Annotated in this window: 19 protein-coding genes; 9 read left to right on the forward strand and 10 right to left on the reverse strand. The window is 69.1% G+C overall.

Annotated features, from left to right (window positions below):
• Positions 1–56 precede the first annotated feature (56 nt).
• The 3 genes from E3T19_RS00270 to E3T19_RS00280 form a co-directional block, all read right to left on the reverse strand.
• Positions 57–2,261 (reverse strand): MMPL family transporter, encoded by a 2,205-nt coding sequence (locus E3T19_RS00270; RefSeq protein WP_134407784.1) that lies wholly within the window; start codon positions 2,259–2,261, stop codon positions 57–59.
• 142 nt (positions 2,262–2,403) lie between these two features.
• Positions 2,404–2,667, reverse strand: a complete 264-nt coding sequence (locus E3T19_RS00275; protein WP_088455336.1) for a GlsB/YeaQ/YmgE family stress response membrane protein — start codon at positions 2,665–2,667, stop codon at positions 2,404–2,406.
• A gap of 103 nt (positions 2,668–2,770) precedes the next feature.
• Entirely contained in the window at positions 2,771–3,226 is a 456-nt protein-coding gene (locus E3T19_RS00280; RefSeq protein ID WP_088455335.1) for an Asp23/Gls24 family envelope stress response protein, read from the reverse strand.
• Positions 3,227–3,386: 160 nt separating this feature from the next.
• On the opposite strand from E3T19_RS00280, the gene E3T19_RS00285 reads away from it, so the two are divergent.
• Positions 3,387–3,716, forward strand: a complete 330-nt coding sequence (locus E3T19_RS00285) for a hypothetical protein (RefSeq protein WP_088455334.1) — start codon at positions 3,387–3,389, stop codon at positions 3,714–3,716.
• A gap of 11 nt (positions 3,717–3,727) precedes the next feature.
• Here the strand turns inward: E3T19_RS00285 and E3T19_RS00290 are convergent, their stop codons facing one another.
• Both E3T19_RS00290 and E3T19_RS00295 read right to left on the reverse strand, forming a co-directional pair.
• The gene (locus tag E3T19_RS00290; RefSeq protein ID WP_088455333.1) at positions 3,728–3,970 is read right to left on the reverse strand and encodes a zf-HC2 domain-containing protein; all 243 of its coding nucleotides are present in this window, start codon (positions 3,968–3,970) and stop codon (positions 3,728–3,730) included.
• Positions 3,967–4,581: a sigma-70 family RNA polymerase sigma factor gene (locus tag E3T19_RS00295; RefSeq protein ID WP_240632378.1), complete on the reverse strand. Its 615-nt coding sequence runs from the start codon at positions 4,579–4,581 to the stop codon at positions 3,967–3,969. The genes E3T19_RS00290 and E3T19_RS00295 overlap by 4 nt, the downstream gene beginning before the upstream one ends.
• A 125-nt stretch (positions 4,582–4,706) precedes the next feature.
• On the opposite strand from E3T19_RS00295, the gene aroA reads away from it, so the two are divergent.
• From aroA to bcp, 3 genes are read left to right on the forward strand one after another with little or no spacing between them, the layout of a single operon-like run.
• A complete protein-coding gene (gene aroA / locus E3T19_RS00300; RefSeq protein WP_088455331.1) occupies positions 4,707–6,068 on the forward strand; it encodes a 3-phosphoshikimate 1-carboxyvinyltransferase in 1,362 nt (453 codons plus the stop codon).
• 10 nt (positions 6,069–6,078) lie between these two features.
• Complete coding sequence (rsgA, locus tag E3T19_RS00305; RefSeq protein ID WP_134407778.1) at positions 6,079–7,143, forward strand: ribosome small subunit-dependent GTPase A; 1,065 nt, start codon at positions 6,079–6,081, stop codon at positions 7,141–7,143.
• Between the two features lie 17 nt (positions 7,144–7,160).
• A complete protein-coding gene (bcp, locus tag E3T19_RS00310) occupies positions 7,161–7,634 on the forward strand; it encodes a thioredoxin-dependent thiol peroxidase (RefSeq protein ID WP_134407779.1) in 474 nt (157 codons plus the stop codon).
• On the opposite strand, the gene E3T19_RS00315 is transcribed toward bcp, so the two are convergent.
• The gene (locus E3T19_RS00315) at positions 7,635–8,072 is read right to left on the reverse strand and encodes a hypothetical protein (RefSeq protein ID WP_240632377.1); all 438 of its coding nucleotides are present in this window, start codon (positions 8,070–8,072) and stop codon (positions 7,635–7,637) included. It abuts the gene before it with no gap.
• Positions 8,073–8,254: 182 nt separating this feature from the next.
• On the opposite strand from E3T19_RS00315, the gene E3T19_RS00320 reads away from it, so the two are divergent.
• Positions 8,255–8,503, forward strand: coding sequence for a WhiB family transcriptional regulator (locus E3T19_RS00320; protein ID WP_035837005.1), 249 nt, complete (start codon positions 8,255–8,257; stop codon positions 8,501–8,503).
• Positions 8,504–8,592: 89 nt separating this feature from the next.
• Here the strand turns inward: E3T19_RS00320 and E3T19_RS00325 are convergent, their stop codons facing one another.
• Entirely contained in the window at positions 8,593–10,086 is a 1,494-nt protein-coding gene (locus tag E3T19_RS00325) for a sensor histidine kinase (RefSeq protein ID WP_088455328.1), read from the reverse strand.
• A 49-nt stretch (positions 10,087–10,135) separates the two neighbouring features.
• Here E3T19_RS00325 and E3T19_RS00330 point away from each other — a divergent pair, with 49 nt between their 5' ends.
• The gene (locus E3T19_RS00330) at positions 10,136–10,639 is read left to right on the forward strand and encodes a hypothetical protein (RefSeq protein WP_134407780.1); all 504 of its coding nucleotides are present in this window, start codon (positions 10,136–10,138) and stop codon (positions 10,637–10,639) included.
• Between the two features lie 5 nt (positions 10,640–10,644).
• A complete protein-coding gene (locus tag E3T19_RS00335) occupies positions 10,645–12,327 on the forward strand; it encodes a DUF5671 domain-containing protein (protein ID WP_241979878.1) in 1,683 nt (560 codons plus the stop codon).
• On the opposite strand, the gene E3T19_RS00340 is transcribed toward E3T19_RS00335, so the two are convergent.
• Both E3T19_RS00340 and E3T19_RS00345 read right to left on the reverse strand, forming a co-directional pair.
• Positions 12,315–13,793 (reverse strand): septum formation inhibitor-activating ATPase, encoded by a 1,479-nt coding sequence (locus E3T19_RS00340; protein ID WP_134407782.1) that lies wholly within the window; start codon positions 13,791–13,793, stop codon positions 12,315–12,317. The two genes, E3T19_RS00335 and E3T19_RS00340, sit on opposite strands and share 13 nt — an antisense overlap.
• A gap of 2 nt (positions 13,794–13,795) precedes the next feature.
• Positions 13,796–14,452 (reverse strand): SAF domain-containing protein, encoded by a 657-nt coding sequence (locus E3T19_RS00345; protein ID WP_088455325.1) that lies wholly within the window; start codon positions 14,450–14,452, stop codon positions 13,796–13,798.
• A 164-nt stretch (positions 14,453–14,616) separates the two neighbouring features.
• Between E3T19_RS00345 and E3T19_RS00350 the strand changes: the two genes are divergently transcribed.
• Positions 14,617–14,940, forward strand: a complete 324-nt coding sequence (locus tag E3T19_RS00350; protein WP_103460881.1) for a helix-turn-helix domain-containing protein — start codon at positions 14,617–14,619, stop codon at positions 14,938–14,940.
• Between the two features lie 5 nt (positions 14,941–14,945).
• Here E3T19_RS00350 and E3T19_RS00355 read toward each other — a convergent pair whose 3' ends face one another.
• Complete coding sequence (locus E3T19_RS00355) at positions 14,946–15,539, reverse strand: hypothetical protein (protein WP_088455323.1); 594 nt, start codon at positions 15,537–15,539, stop codon at positions 14,946–14,948.
• A gap of 205 nt (positions 15,540–15,744) precedes the next feature.
• On the opposite strand from E3T19_RS00355, the gene E3T19_RS00360 reads away from it, so the two are divergent.
• Positions 15,745–16,251, forward strand: coding sequence for an Rv3235 family protein (locus E3T19_RS00360; protein ID WP_174776453.1), 507 nt, complete (start codon positions 15,745–15,747; stop codon positions 16,249–16,251).
• Positions 16,252–16,502 lie beyond the last annotated feature (251 nt).

The following is a 16,502-nucleotide window of genomic DNA, read 5'->3' on the forward strand; positions in this document are numbered from 1 at the left end:
CGCACACGAAGAAGGGCCGCACCCGCCAGGGTGCGGCCCTTCTTCGTACGAGGCGGTCAGGACTTGGCGAGCTTGCTCGGCCACCAGATCTTCGGGCCGATGTCGTGGGCCAGGGCCGGCACCAGCAGCGAGCGCACCACGAAGGTGTCCAGCAGCACCCCGAACGCGACGATGAACGCGAGCTGGGCCAGGAACAGGATCGGCAGCACGCCCAGCGCGGCGAACGTGGCGGCGAGCACCAGACCGGCCGACGTGATCACCCCGCCCGTGGCGACGAGTCCGCGCAGGATCCCGGTCCGGGTCCCGAACCGGATGGACTCTTCTCGCACCCTGGTCATCAGGAAGATGTTGTAGTCGATCCCGAGGGCCACCAGGAAGACGAATCCGTACAGCGGAACAACCGGGTCAGCGCCGGGGAACCCGAGCAGGCCGTCGAAGACCCACGACGCCACACCGAGCGCGGCGGCGAACGAGAGCACGACGGTGGCTATCAGCAGCACCGGCGCGAGGATCGAGCGCAGCAGCAGCATCAGGATTACCAGGATCACGCCGAGGATGATCGGGATGATCAGGTTGCGGTCATGGATGGCCGTGTCGGTGGTGTCCACGGCGATGGCCGTGGTGCCGCCGACCAGCACGGTGCCGGCCACGTCGTCCAGGGCCACCCGGAGCTCGCGAACCGTGGCTTCGGCCGGGGCGGAGTCGCCCACGTCGGTGAGGGTCGCCTGCAGCATCACGTCGCCATCGATCACCGTCGGCTCGCCCACCGGGGTGCCCGGAGGGCCGAACGCCTGCACACCGTCGCCGGTCACCGGCAGGGTGCCGCTGACGGACTCCTCGGAGAGCACGGTGACGGAATCGATGCCGTCGTTGGCGAGCAGCACATCGGTCATCGCCTGCAGCTCCGACTCCGGGCCGATGATGACGGCGGGGGTGCCGGATCCGCCGGGGAAGTGCTCCCCGACCACGGCCTGGCCGTCCCGGGCCTCTGAGGTGCCGAGTACGAATTCGCTCTGTGAAACGCCATCCGCCTTGAACTGGAACGCGCCGATGGCGGCGACGGCGAGAAGGAGCGTGCTTGCGACCCAGATGAGCCGGGCCCGGCGGCTGATCAGCCTGGCCAGCCACGGCCAGGCCCCCTTCGCGTTGTCGCCGTCGAGGCCGGGGTGGGCGGAGCCGAGTTTCGGGCGCACCGGCCAGAACGCGGCACGGCCGGCCCAGAGCATCAGCGCCGGCAGCAGGGTCAGTGCGGCCAGGAGGGCGAAGCCGATACCGATCGCGGCGACCGGGCCGAGGGCCTTGTTGGAGTTCAGGTCGCTGAACAGCAGGCACAGCAGACCCACGATCACGGTGCCGCCGGCGGCCAGGATCGGCTCGAACGAACCGCGCAGGGCGACGAGCGTCGCATCCCACTTCTTCTCGTGGTCCCGCAGGGCTTCGCGGAACCTGGCGACGTAGAGCAGCGAATAGTCCGTCGCTGCCCCGATCACGAGGATGAACAGGATGCCCTGCGTCTGTCCGGTCAGGATCAGCACATCTGCGCTGGCCAGCGCGACGACCACGAGCACCGAGGCGCAGAGCGCCGCGAGGCTGGTGAACAACACGATGACGGGCAGCAGCGGCGATCTGTAGACGATCACGAGGATCACCAGCACGGCCGCGAGGGCGGTGAGCAGCAGGATGCCGTCGATGCCGGCGAACGCACCGGTGAGGTCGGCGATCAGGCCCGCCGGTCCGGTGACATAGGTATCGACGCCCTCGATGGGGTTCTCAGCGAGGTAGGCGCGGATCGACTCGACGGTGTCGGCCGGGGTGATGGCGGTGTCGAGGGTGAGGATCGCCTCGGCCGCTTCCCCGTCCTCGGAGAAGATCGCCGGCGACACGCTTTCGGTGACGACGCCGTCCAGCTGGGCCAGGTCGGCGATCTGGTCGGTGATCGCGGCCTGGTCGGCCTCGGTGAGTCCGCCGGAGCGTTCGTAGATCAACACACCGGGCAGCACGTCATCCCCCCGGAACTCGGCCTGCAACGCCTGCACCTTGGTGGCGTCGGCGCTGGCCGGCAGCTGCTGCACCTGGTCGTTGGTGGACACGTCACTGATCCGGCCGAACGACGCCCCGCCGGCACCGAACATGACGAACCAGACCAGGATCAAAATCGTGGGTATCAGGATGCGCAGCCAGAGCGGCACCCGGCTGCCGGAGCCGGTCCGTCTGGTCCGGCGCTCCGGGTCTGAGTGCGGTGCGGGGTCAGTCGTCTTCATCACAGTCCCGAGCGTAGGCGAGCGTGCAAACCGCTGCGTCGTCCGAAAGTTGGAAGATCGTGACCGGGAAATCGAAAAAGGCGGCACCCGCACCCTGTGGGTGCGAGTGCCGCCTTTTCACTCCGGGGAGACCCCGCTGCTGTTACGCCTTGCGACGGCCCACGGCGAAGCCGTAGATGAGCAGAACGATGATGGATCCGCCGATGGCGAGAAGCCACGTCTGGATGGAGAAGAAGTCTTCAAGCGGTGCGCCGAAGAGGGCGCTACCGAGGAATCCGCCGAGCAGTGCGCCGACAACGCCGAGCAGAAGGGTGATGAACCATCCGCCACCCTGGTTGCCCGGGAGGATCAGCTTGGCGATGGCGCCCGCGAGGAGGCCGAGAAGAAGGAATCCGAAAAACCCCATGGAGTGTCTCATTTCTGTTGGTGTGGGTACTGCTGGTGTTTCGGACGTGCTGTGCATGTCCGACCGGGCTCTTGCGAGCCGGCTTGATTACGCGGCCGGGAACCTAAGCGACGTCATTGTCTTCGGGTTCCTTGGCCACGTAAATGTCTGTGATGGTCACGTTCACGGTTGACACCGCGATTCCCACCAAACCTTCGATGGCTCGCGTCGTCGCGGCGCGGACCTGATCGGCGAGAGCCGTCAGGGGCACCGGATAGTCGGCGACGAGCACGATTTCGACGGCGACGTCGTCGTCGCTCACCGTGACGGAGATGCCGGGGTTGACGTCGGCACTGCTGATGGCGTCGAGGATCGCACCGAGGGCCCTGGTCGGCACGCTGCCCAGGGAGTGCACGCCCGCTACCTCGCGCACGGCCAGACCGGCCACCTTGGCGATGACGCTGTCCTTGATGGTCGTGACGCCCTGCCCCACCCTGTCGACAGCACCGTCGGTCACCTCGCCGGCGTTGGCCGGCAGGGTGGTGGCCGAGGTCGGCTGCTCGGGGGTGCTACTGAACATCTGGAAACTCCTTGGTAGTCCTCGATGAGGGCAGAAATTGCATCGTCTAAGTTACGACGCGGCCCACGCTCGATTCGTCACGGATTCGCAGGAAAGTTTTTTCAGCGCCGAAGATCTACACTGATCTGGTACCACCCGCTCCCCCGAGACTGGAGATGTCATGAGCACATCCACGAAGCCGACCGAGGAGCTGGCCGCAGCCGTCGAACAGGTTCCGGGCGTTGACGAACTCTACCCGGCAGCGCCCATCGTGGCCACCGTGGTGCACCAGGTTGTCGGGGCGATCACGGCGAAGCCGACGGCTCCGGAATTCGTCACACTGACCGAGACGGACGAGGGCGTCACGGCATCCGTCGCCATCGGCATCGCGGACGCTGACGCGGCGACGGAGGTCTGCCGCAGGGTCTACGACACCATCGAGGAGTACTTCGTCGAGTCAGGCGACCCTGCCGTGACGACGATCGAAGTGAAGGTGGCGCGGATCGGCTAGTGCGCCTGCCGTCAGTGCGCTGACTGGATGGCACGCAGCCGCAGCAAGACCTGATCGCGCAGGTCCTCGGGAGCGGTCTCCTTGCAGGCCCGCTGCATCACCTCGGTGAGGGTGCGCCCGACGTGGTGTTCGCTGCGACAGTCCGGGCAGTGCTCCAGGTGCTCCCGGATGTCGATGGCGTCCTCCTTGCGGAGTTCGTTGTGCAGATACTCTTCGAGTTCGGCCTTGGCCTTCTCGCAACCGCAATCGGTCATTTTCCTGTGCTCCCGGATGTCTTCTTGATCGGTGCGCTCTGGCCGGTGCCGAGTCCGCGCTCGAGGGCGTAACCGGCCAGCAGCTCGCGCAGCAGGCGGCGGCCACGGTGCAGGCGACTCATCACCGTTCCGATGGGGGTCTTCATGATTTCGGCGATCTCCTGGTAGGAGAAGCCTTCGACGTCGGCGAAGTACACCGCCAGGCGGAAGTCCTCCGGGATCGATTGGAGGGCGTCCTTGACGGCGCTGTCGGGCAGGTGGTCGATCGCTTCGGCTTCCGCGGAGCGGCTCGACGTCGCCGTCGTGGATTCCGCGCCGCCCAGCTGCCAGTCCTCGAGGTCGTCGATGGTGCCCTGGTAGGGCTCACGCTGCTTCTTGCGATAGGTGTTGATGAAGGTGTTCGTGAGGATCCGGTACAACCACGCCTTGAGGTTGGTGCCCTGCTCGAACTGCTTGAACGACGCAAACGCCTTGACGAAGGTTTCCTGCACGAGGTCCTGGGCGTCAGAGGGGTTCCGTGTCATCCGCATCGCCGCTGCGTAGAGCTGGTCGATGAACGGCATGGCCTGTGCTTCGAACAGGTCCCGCGTGGCAGTTGTATCTGTTGTCATCACGGGCAATTCTAAGCCGTCGACGCCACTGGGCGTCGCGGCCGTGCGTTCCATAAGCGTGGATGCGCTCACGTGACCTCCTGTGCCTCACTGTGTATCGGCAATCCCGACTATTCTGATAACCGATGTTGATCTCGAGATATTCCAAGCCGGAGTTCGATCCATACGGCGACAATTCGCCCGAAGAGACGGATGCCCTGTGGGCGGCCCCCGTCGCGCCGCGAGCGCTGACGGCAACCCTGTCGCTGCCCGGCTCCAAGTCGCTGACCAACCGTGAACTCGTCCTGGCTGCCCTGGCCGACGCGCCCTCGGTGCTGCGCGCCCCGCTGCACTCGCGGGACAGCGACCTCATGGTTGCCGCGCTGCGGCAGCTCGGCACAACCATCGAGTCCGTCGACGGTGACGGCGAATATGGCCCCGACCTGCGCATCACGCCCGGCGAGCTGTTCGGTTCCACCACGATCGACTGCGGTCTGGCCGGCACCGTGATGCGGTTCCTGCCGCCGGTGGCCGCGCTCGCGCTGGGCCCGACCACCTTCGACGGTGACGCCGGCGCCAAACGCCGACCTATGAAGACCACGATCAGTTCATTGCGCGCGCTGGGCGCCGACATCAACGACGACGGTCGCGGTGCCCTGCCGTTCACGGTGCACGGCACCGGCGGCCTGGACGGTGGCGAGGTGACCATCGACGCGTCCTCCTCCAGCCAGTTCGTGTCCGGCCTGCTGCTCGCGGCCCCCCGCTTCACCAACGGCCTGCGGCTGCGCCACTCCGGCGAGCGCCTGCCGAGCCTGCCGCACATCGAGATGACCATTCACACCCTTGCGCAGCGCGGCGTCACCGTCACCAGCCCCGAGGTCGGCGTCTGGTGTGTCGAACCGGGTCCGATCCGCGGCACCGAGGTCGACATCGAACCCGACCTCTCCAACGCCGCCCCGTTCCTGGCCGCGGCTCTGGTCGCCGGCGGCAGCGTCACCATCACGGGCTGGCCGACCACGACCACCCAGGTGGGCGCCCACCTGGCCGAACTGCTGCCGCGCTTCGGCGCCACCGTCACCGTCGACGGCGACAGGCTCACGGTCACCGGCACCGGCCGGATCACCGGGGTGGACCTCGACCTGTCCACCGGCGGCGAGCTGGCCCCCACCCTGGTGGGCCTGGCCGCCCTGGCCGACTCCCCGAGCACCATCACCGGCATCGGCCACATCCGCCACCACGAGACCGACAGGCTCGCCGCCCTGGCGACGGAGATCAACAATCTCGGCGGCCACGTCACCGAACTGCCGGACGGACTCGCCATCGAGCCGCGGCCGTTGCACGGCGGCACCTGGCACAGCTACGACGACCACCGGATGGCCACCACCGGAGCGCTGCTCGGGCTGGTCGTCGCGGGTGTCGAGGTGGAGAACATCGGCACGACGGCGAAGACCCTCCCGCAGTTCGCCGAGCTGTGGCACGGCCTGGTGTCCGGGCCGGTCGCTTCGTGACGGGCACAGAATGACCTGGTGGTCGAGCCCGGATGACGATGAGCCGGAGTTCGACGAATCGAGCGTGCGGATTCGCCCGGGCCGTAAGGGCACCAAACCGCGCACCAAGACCCGGCCGGAGCACGGCGACGCCCTGACCGGACGAATCCTCTCGGTCGACCGCGGCCGTTACACGGTGATGCTCGACGAGAACGAACCCACCGAACGCCGGGTCACCGCCGCGCGCGCCAGCGAGTTGCGCAAGCACGCCGTCGTCACCGGCGACCGCGTCGACATCGTCGGCGACACCACCGGCGCCGAGGGCAGCCTGTCCCGCATCGTGCGCATCGTGGCCCGCGAGACCCTGTTGCGCCGGAGCGCCGACGACACCGACGCCGTGGAGCGCGTGATCGTGGCCAACGCCGACCAAATGCTCATCGTGGTGGCCGCGGCCAACCCGGAACCGCGCATCCGTCTCGTCGACCGCTACCTCGTCGCCGCCTACGACGCCGGGGTCTCCCCCATCCTCTGCATCACCAAGACCGACCTCGCCGACCCCGCCGAGTTCCTGAACAACTTCGCCGGCCTGGACCTGCCCGTATTCCAGAGCCGCGACGACGCCATGCCCCTCGAGGAAATCTCCGCGGCGCTGGTCGGCCACGACACCGTCTTCGTGGGCCACTCCGGCGTGGGCAAGTCCACCCTGGTGAACGCCCTCGTGCCCGACGCGCACCGCGCCGTCGGCGTGGTCAACACCGTCACCGGCCGCGGCCGGCACACCTCCTCGTCGACGATCTCGCTGCGGCTCGAAACGGAGGCCGGACGCGGCTGGGTCATCGACACCCCCGGCGTGCGCTCCTTCGGCCTGGGCCACATCAACACCGACAACATCCTGCGCGCCTTCACCGACCTGGCCACCATCGCCGAGAAGTGCCCGCGCGGCTGCACGCACCTGCCCAGCTCGCCGGACTGCGCCATCAACGAGGCCGTGGCTGCCGGGACCCTGGGCGACACCGGGAAGGCCCGCCTGGACTCGCTCCAGCGCCTCCTGGCCACCTTCGCGGCCGCGCCGGCGCACCGCCCGGGTGAGAACTGACCGGTAGCGTGGGTTCCATGACGGATTCCACGCGGCTCGCAGCCGGCGACACGGCCCCAGACTTCACCCTCACCGACCAGGACGGCGCCTCCGTCAGCCTGGCCTCCTACCGCGGCCAGAAGGTCGTGGTGTACTTCTACCCGGCCGCCATGACCCCGGGCTGCACCACCCAGGCCTGCGACTTCCGCGACAGCCTGGGCTCGCTCGCCGCAGCCGGCTACCAGGTGCTCGGCCTGTCCAAGGACACCATGGCGAAGCTGGCGACCTTCGCCGAAAAGGATCACCTCACCTTCCCGCTGCTCAGCGACGAGGACCTCGCCGTTCACCGCGCCTACGGCGCCTGGGGAGAGAAGAACCTCTACGGCAAAATCGTCACGGGCGTGCTGCGCTCGACCTTCGTGATCGATGAAGCCGGTCTGGTGACACTGGCCCTCTACAACGTGAAGGCCACCGGCCACGTTGCCAGCCTGCGCAAGAAGCTCGGGATCTAACTAGGGCTCGCGGCGGCTCGTGGCCTCGACCACGCTGCGGGTCAACAGCAGCACGATCACGAGCACCGACGGGATGAGCAGCGCCCAGCCGAGGTCCGGCCTGGCGTACAGGCCCTGAAAACAGCCGATGGCGACGAAGACCTGAACCAGCTGCCAGGTCACGGCCGCCGCCCGGATCCAGGAACGCCCGCGGAGCGCGCCGACGGTGATGGCCGACACCCAGACCGCGGCGACGATGGTGAGCACCAGAATCGCCAGTGCGCTGGCGAAGGAGGCGGGCTGATCGGTCAGCAGCTCCAGGATCAACCACAGCACGGCCGCCCAGAGCAGGGCGGCTTCGGCGGCCAGGAGCAGCACCAGCGCGATGAGCGCGCGGGACCGACGGGCCGGCCTGGGCGCGTCCAGGCCGTCCTGGCTGGGGTCGAACGGTTGTCTCACAGCGATATCCCATACAAAACTATTGATTTGACATCCCTATTATGGGACCATATTTAAGGCCCGGTTGACGCTCACAGGGTGGTGAGCAGATCTCTTCGCAGATCTGACCTTCCTGCAACCTGGGCATCCCCGCATCTTCGGCCGATCGGCCAGGCATCCCCCCGCAATAAAGGAGCACCCCTATGGATTGGCGCGATAAAGCAGCCTGCCTTACCGCTGACCCGGAACTTTTCTTCCCGGTCGGTAACACTGGTCCCGCAGTCGACCAGATCGAGAAGGCCAAATCCGTTTGTGCCCGCTGCAACGTCACGGAGGTTTGCCTTCAGTACGCTCTCGAGACCGGGCAGGATTCCGGCGTCTGGGGCGGCCTCAGCGAAGACGAGCGCCGCGCCCTCAAGCGCCGCGCCGCCCGCGCACGCCGCGCCTCTTAGAGCCTCTCCTCTAGCTTCTGAACGGGCGAGCAGCTTCGGCTGCTCGCCCGTTTTGTTGTATCGCGACGCGGTGCCGCCGGTTGATTCGATCAGTCGAATTCCATGAAGCGCAGCGGGATCTCGATGGTGACTTCTGTGCCGCTGTCCATCATGGTGTGCCAGTCGATCGTGCCGCTGAGCTCACCCTGAATGAGCGTGCGGACGATCTGGGTGCCGAGCCCGGATCCGACCTTGCCCTCCGGCATCCCCGAACCGTTGTCACGGACGCGCACGGTGAGGGTCTCCTCGTTGCGCTCGGCCTCGATGGCGACCTCGCCCTCCCGGCCGGCGAGTCCGTGCTCGACGGCGTTGGTGACGAGCTCGGTCAGTGCCAGGGCCAGCGGGGTGGCGTAGGCGCTGGGCAGGATGCCGAAGCTGCCGGACGACTTCGGGTGCGCCGTGGTGTTGTGCGCGGAGGCCACTTCGGCGATCAGCAGCAGTACCCTGTCGAACACGGCGTCGAAGTCCACGTTCTGGCTCAGGCCCGAGGACAGGGTGTCGTGCACGACGGCGATGGCCGCCACCCGGCGCATGGCCTGGTTGAGGGCCTCGCGGGCGGTGTCGGAGTGGGTGCGCCGCGCCTGGATGCGCAGCAGCGACGCCACGGTCTGCAGGTTGTTCTTGACCCGGTGGTGGATCTCCCGGATGGTGGCATCCTTGGTGATCAGCTCGCGCTCCTGGTGCCGCAGCTCGGTCACATCGCGGGAGAGCACGATGGCGCCGATCCGTTCGCCCCGGTTGCGGATCGGGATGGCGCGCAGCGACACCGTCACCCCTCGGGCCTCGATGTCGGTGCGCCACGGGGCCCGGCCGGTCACAACCAGAGGCAGGGACTCGTCGACCACGGCCTTGCCGGAGAGCAGGCTCGTCGTCACCTCGGCCAGCGACTCGCCCTCGAGTTCGTCGGCGAAGCCCATCCGGTTGAACGCGGAGAGCGCGTTGGGGCTGGCGAAAGTGGTGACGCCGTCCAGATCCAGCCGGATCAGGCCATCCGACGCCCGGGGGGCGCCGCGCCGAGGACCGGTCGGGGCACCCAGGTCGGGGAAGTCGCCGGAAGCGATCATGGCGAACAGGTCGTTCGCGCAGTCGTTGAAGGTCAGCTCCTGACGGCCGGGGGTGCGCGTCTCGCTGAGGTTGGTGTGCCGGGTGAGTACGGCGATGGGCTCCGGAGTGATCTCGGCGCCGCTGGAACTGATGCGGCGGCGCACCGGGATGGCCCTCACCCTGGTGGGGGTCTCCTCGTACCAGTCCGGCGCCGTGGTGTCGATGATCTTCGCGGTGTCGAAGGCCTCGGTCACCTGCTTGCGCCATTCGGCCTTGATCTCCTGGCCCACGAAGTCCCGGTAGAACAGGGTGGCGGCGCTGGACGGCCGGGCGTGGGCGACGGCGACGAAGCTGCCACCGAGCGTCGGCACCCACACGACGATGTCGGCGAAGGCGAGGTCGGCCAGCAGCTGGCCGTCGGAGACCAGCATGTGCAGCCAGTCGACGTCCTCCGCGCTGTTGCGGCCTTGGGCAAGTACGAGATCACTGAGCGTCGACACGTGACCAGCCTATGTGGTGCCGCAGCGGCGGATACGCCATGCTCTCGATATGACCTCTGCTGTTCCTCCGACTCCCGCATCGCCCGCCCGGCGAGACCCGGCGCTCTGGGTGGTCCTGGGCCTGATCATCCTTCTCGTCGCGGTGGCTCTCGTCGTGGTGTTCACCCAGAGCGAGCCCGCCCTCCTCGACGCCGGCACGCCCGGCGGGGTGGTGCAGCGATATTCGACGGCGGTGTTGGACGGCGATGAGACGAGCGCGGCCCGCTACCTGAGCGCTGCCGTACTGGCGGACTGCGACAGCGGGGAGACCGCGGCGGACTCGTCGGCCACCGACGACATCCGGATCAACCTCGTCGACACCACCGAACGAGGCTCGACCGCCGACGTGCGGGTGCTGATCGTCACCTCGTACGGCAGCGGCCCGTTCGGGTCGTCGGAGTATGAAGCAGAGGAGGCCTTCGAGCTGGTGCGGGTCGACGAAGACTGGCTCATCGACGAGGCGCCGTGGCGACTCACCGTGTGCCCGCCCCGCAGCCAGGGAGACACCCCGTGACCGCGATGACGGCGGCGACCTCGCCGCGACCAGGTGCCGCACCGATCGTGCGCAGGGTCATGGTGTACACAATCCTCTTCGTGCTGGTGGTGCTCACGGCGAGCGGTGTGAGCGACCTGTTGGGCCGGCTGTTCGACGTGGTCACCGGTGAGCAGCTCGCCGGCACCGACACCGTCGGCCTCGCGGTGTCGCTGACCTTCACCCTGATCGCTGGACCGTTGGCGGCGGTTCTGGGCTGGTTCGCCTGGCGCCGCCTGGCCGATCCGCCGGAGCGGGCGTCGCTGGCCTGGGCGTTGTACCTGGTGGGCATGGGCACCCTCGCCCTGGTCGTTTCAGCCACGGCGCTGCTGAGCGCCGTCGCCGCCGCCGTGACCGCTGAGGCCGTCACAGCCGAGACGGCGACGGGTCTGGTCTGGGCGGGCGTGTGGGCCGGGCACGGGTTTGTGCTGCGCCGAACCGACCGGCGGCCCACTCGGCTGCCCGGCACCGCCGCGGTGCTCGGCGGCACGTTCGGGCTGGTGATCGGGGCCGGCGGCGCGGTGACTGCGCTCACGATGCTCGTGGACGAGGCCCTCGCCGTCGGGCTGGGCACGGATGGTGCGGCCGGGTCAGTGGGGTCGCCCTGGTGGACCGGTGCCGTGCAGGCCCTGGTCTGGGCGGCCGGCGGCGCTCTGGTCTGGTGGTGGCACTGGCGCCGCGACGGTGGCCGCACCGCCGGGACCGCCCTGGCCGGGGTGGCCCTGGTCGGCGTCGGCATCCTGGGTGGTGCCCTGCTGACCCTAGCCGGTACCGGCACCGTCGTGTTCGTGCTGCTACGGCTGGCCGTCGACCGCACCGACGCCGTTGCGGTGGTGTGTGAGCCGCTGGGGCCGGCGATTGCTGCAGCCCTCGTCGGCGGCCTGATCTGGGTCTATCACCGCGGGGTGGTGCGTCGGCGGACCGCCGCTGTGCGCCAGGCGAGCACCCTCGTGACCAGCGGAATCTCGCTGGTCGCCGCCGCGACCGGGCTCGGAGTCATCGTGAACGCGCTCCTGGCCACCGCGACCACTCCGCTGTCCGGGTCGGACCCCCGCACCCTGCTGCTCGGCGGCATCAGCTCGCTGCTGGCCGGCGGGCCGGTGTGGTGGCTCACCTGGCGGCCGGCCACCGGGCCGGCGGCCGACCCTCGCCGTTCCGCCGGCCGCAGCGTCTATCTCGTGGTGGTATTCGGCATCAGCGCCATCGTCGCCCTGATCACACTCCTGGTCATCGGCTTCCGGCTCTTCGACACCGTTCTGGCCGGCGACCCCGGACTCCTGGACCGTATCCGAGCGCCCCTCGGATTGCTCGCGGCCACCGCTCTGGTGGCGGGATATCACTTCACGGTCTGGCGCCAGGACCGAGCCGCGGTCGCCGCGACCGCTCCCCCGGCTCCGCCTGCCAGCGCCCCGGCCGCCCCGCCGGCCGGTGTGGTCGGCGAGCTGGTGCTGGTCATGGGTCCCGGCGCGGAGCCCGTCGTGACGCATCTGCGCCGACTCACCGGTGCACCCGTGGTCTATTGGCAGCGGGCCGGCGGGACCGCGGTGTTGCCGAATCCGGCGCACGTCGAGCAGGCCCTGCACGGCGTCAGCGGCGACAGGGTCCTGCTGATAGTCGGCGTCGACGGCACACTCACGGTGATCCCGGTGGCGGCGGCTCAGGTGGCCTGAGCCGTTCGCCGCCAGGCGAAGACCCGGCGCCACGGCCGCCGGGCGGGGTGGGCATCCGGGGCCGGCAGCAGTTCGTCGCGGACGAGGGCGAGGATGCCCAACCTGGCCGGTGACCGCGGCGCCGCGTCCCGCAGGGTGCGCCCGGACAGCACAGCGGCATCAACCCCGGCCTGGTCATGCGGCACCAGAACGGCCGCGTCGATGCCGCCGAACCGCCGCAGCGCACTGCTCACCTGGGCGGCGGGAGCCGGGCCGACGGCGCTGGAGCGCACCCTGTTCATCACGACGTACACCCGATGGGTGCTGATCACGTCGGTGAGATCGCTCCAGGCGCGCAGGAACCTGGCCATGCCCACAGGGTCGGCCAGACCGCAGGCCACCACCCGGTCGGCGATCCCCAGGGCGGCCAGTGTCGCCGCGTTGCGGCGGGGCGCGAACAGGTCGCTCGAGATCTCCTCGTCGCTCTCCAGACTGAACCCCGTATCGAGCACCACGTAGTCGGCCCAGCGCCGCAACGCCGAGATCGTGCCGCTGACCCGTTCCGCCGACAACTCGGGCCACCTGGACGGTCGTCCGATCCCGGTCAACACCCAGAAGGCGCCCCGTGGCGAGTTGTAGCGGTGGGCGATGCGTTCCAGTTCGACCGGCGTGAGGGTGTCGGAACCGGACAGCCGGCAGGCCGCCGCGAATCCAGGCGCCTCATCGAGGAGGCCCAGGCTCGGCGCTATCGAACCGCTGTAGGTGTCGACGTCCGCCAGCACCACGGTGTGACCCGCGGCCGCGATCTCGGCCGCGATGTTGATGGCCAGGGTGGTGCGGCCAGGAGCCCCGGCCGGACCCCACACTGCGATCACGGTGCCCGATCCGGTGAGTCCCGCGGTGACGTCGTCGGTGAACGCGTGCGGGTCCGACTCGAATGCGTCGGATGCGTACGGGTCGGATGCGTACGGGTCGCCGGCCGCGGAGTCGGCGGTGGGGGTCTCGGCCCTGGGTCGGCGGCGGGCCCGACGCGCCTCCGGCCGATCGGCTCGCCGGCCCTCTTTCGCCCGTCGTCCGGAGCCGGACCGTCGGGGCAGTACGGGAGGGACGGCGTCGGGCGGTGGGTCATCGTCGATGCGCAGCGGGATATCGCCGCCCTCCGTCAGCACGCGTTCGATTTCGGCCCAGGCGGCCTCGGCGTCGACGACCTCGTGCAGCCCGAGCTCGGCGGCGTAGCGGCGCTCCGCTTCCGTCGCGGCGAGGGCGACGACGCGGATGCCGTTCGCGTCGCTGGCCGCGAGTACCTCGATGGTCAGGGTGCCGGCCGTTGCTCCCACTATCAGCGCCTCTGGGTCGTGCCGGTCGATCGCGGCGAGGAGTTCGCGCACGTTCGCCGGCCGGGCGACGATCACGTGCCCGTGCTCGATGATGTCGGCGAGCAGCCGGTCCTCGGTCTCCCGGTCCAGGGCCAGGGCTAGCAGCGTCATCGTCAGCCTCCGATCGGGGCGTTCACGGCCACGAGGGACAGCGCCTCGTCGTTGGCAATCGCCTCCAGCACCGCCGCGACCTTGTCCTTGGGCACCAGCACCTCCACGGCTCGGCCGTCACCGGACTGGATCAGTCCGGACGGCTCCAGGATGCGCACGATGGCCGCACGACCGACGAGGACGGCCGGAGGGCCGAACAGGCCGCTCTCGACCTCGCCGGCTGACCACACATCCACGACGGACCCGGCCGCCAGGCTCGTCGACAGCCTCCCGCGCAGGTCGAGGACCAGGCTCGTGACGGCCTCGCCCGCCCGGGTTCCCACGGCGGCCGCCGGGACGAGTTCGCCGGCGGTGACGGTGCGCGTTACGACCAGGCCGTCGGCGGGGACCAGGGAGGGGGTGAGGTACAGCTCCACAGCCGCCCCGATCCGCACTTCGGTCTCGACCAGGTCGGCCGCGTCCAGACGATCGCCGACGGCCAGCGGTACCCTGGCCGCATACACCGCGACGGTGCGGTCGCTGCCGGCCACGACGACACTGACCCCGACGATGGAGGCCACGACGAGAACCAGGCCGAGTGCGAACCGTGGATCGAACCAGAACCGGGTCTTCGTCGATGTCGTCGGTCGGCCCGAACCGGCCGGCTGTCCTGTCCTCATCCGCGCACCTCGTCCACTGTCTTATCCACTGTCTCGCTTATCCACTGTCTCGCCAGGTTCAGGCTGGCTACCATCGTGACGGGACCTGGAGCAGCGCGCTGAAGTTATCCACAGGTCGTCGGCTCACCCCACGGGATCGGCGAACACGACGGATAATCGTTCTCATGAGCGATCCCGTATCCTCCGCATCGGTGGGCCGATTCCTGACGCTCGCCGACACCGCCCAGATCCTGAATCTCTCGCTCGCCGCCGCGAATGATCTGGTGCGAACCGGTGAGCTGCCCGCCATCCGCATCGGCGCCACCGGCGCCTGGCGGGTGGAGCGGGTCGTGCTCGAGTCATACATCGAGGCGAAGTACGAGGAGGCCCGCCGGCTGTCGCTCTGGGAACAGTCCGACTTCGGCAACATCCCCGAGCTGTCCGGGGGCCGGATTCTGCGCCCCGACGAGCTCACCGATCCCCCAACGGGCGACGACACCCCGCCCTGATCGTCTCAGTCCAGGCGCACCAGGTGGATTTGGTTCAGCGGCACGATCCGGTACTGCCGCACCTCACCGGCCCGCCTAAGGGTACCCGGCGCGTGCACCGCCAGGTCCACATGATCCCGGCCCACCCTGTCGATGGTCCCGGTCACCGGCCCCACCCCGGTCTGGATCTGCAGGCTCTTGCGGCGCCGGCACAGATCTCGCAGAACGAACGAGAGGCCGATGCGGTCGACGAGCCGGGCCGGCGCCCCCGTCTCGACCGCCAGCGAGTCCGGCACCTGATCGGGCTGCAGGATGACTGCGCCGATACCCGCAAACGGGAGTATGCACTGCGGGCTGCCGGTACCGGCTTCGAGGAGGTCGGCGGCCAGCCAGTCCCTGCCGAATGTGGTCGGTCGCACCGTGAGGACCTGGCCGTCGACAAGCACCACCCTGAGCACCCGTGACGGCGCCGGACCGTTGACCACGCCGGTCAGCCGTTGACGGAGCGCCAGCCGGCCCAGGCGCAACCGCTCCTCCTCCGCGCGCAGCTCGAGGTCCTCGGCGTTCAACTCGTTCTCGAGCTGACTTTCGAGGTCGTCGAACAGATTGTCCCAGCGCACACCCCGACGGTAGTCGGCTGGCCGCCTGCGACGCTGACGTTATCCACAGCCGCCCGGACAAGCCTAGACAGACCGGTTTTCGGGTGGTTGAGTGTCGCCCAAGGCCTCAGCCGTCTCGGGGTCGATCCGGTGTTCCACCCGTTAGACAGCCACAACAGCCCGCTCTCCTCGTCGACACCACGGATCCATGCATCTGGAGCAACCCATGAGCGATCCACTTGCCGAGCCCGACCCCCTGCTTTCGCCGTCTGCGAACGGCCCCAATCCCCGGGGCACTCCCCCCGGCGCGGCCGCTCCCGACGTCACCCGCGAGTCCGCCGAGGGATTCCAGTCCGACGACTTCTTCGACCATCAACCGACGTCCCGCGCCGTGCTCCCCGATCCGGAGCCCCTGCTGATCAACCTCACCCGGTGCGTCATCGAGGTCCTGGCCGGCGCCAGGGAGCTCGACCAATTGGCTCGCTGGGTGAGCGACGACGTCTACAGGCACCTGCTCAAGCGGGTGGTGCTCTCGGCCAGGGCCCGCGCGGTCAAGGGGCAGCGCGCGCAACGCCCCGCCATCACGATCGGCCGGGTGAGCATCAACGAACCCAGGGACGGCATCATCGAGGCCGTCGTGATCGTGCACAGCAAGGTGCGCGTGCGCGCCGTCGCGGTGCGCCTGGAAGGGCTGGACAACCGCTGGCGGGCCAGCGCCATCAACGTGCTCTGACCCTGCGGACGCCCCTGCGGCCGGCCGACTGTTGCCCGAGCGGACAACTGTGCCCGGTGTACCGGACGCAATTGTCCGCACCGGGCCCAGTTGTTTGGCCGCGTGCTGCTTACTTCTTTTTGCCCTGGGTGCGACGCTCGGCGCGGTTGTTGGCCGCCGGGGTGTCGGACTCGGCGCGCTGGCCGAAGGCACCGCGCTGCGGCGGGCCGGCCGGCACGGCCGGTTCAGCGTCGGCGACGGCGGGCGCGGCG

It is taken from the genome of Cryobacterium sp. TMT4-31 (genome assembly GCF_004403385.1).
GTDB lineage: Bacteria > Actinomycetota > Actinomycetes > Actinomycetales > Microbacteriaceae > Cryobacterium > Cryobacterium zongtaii.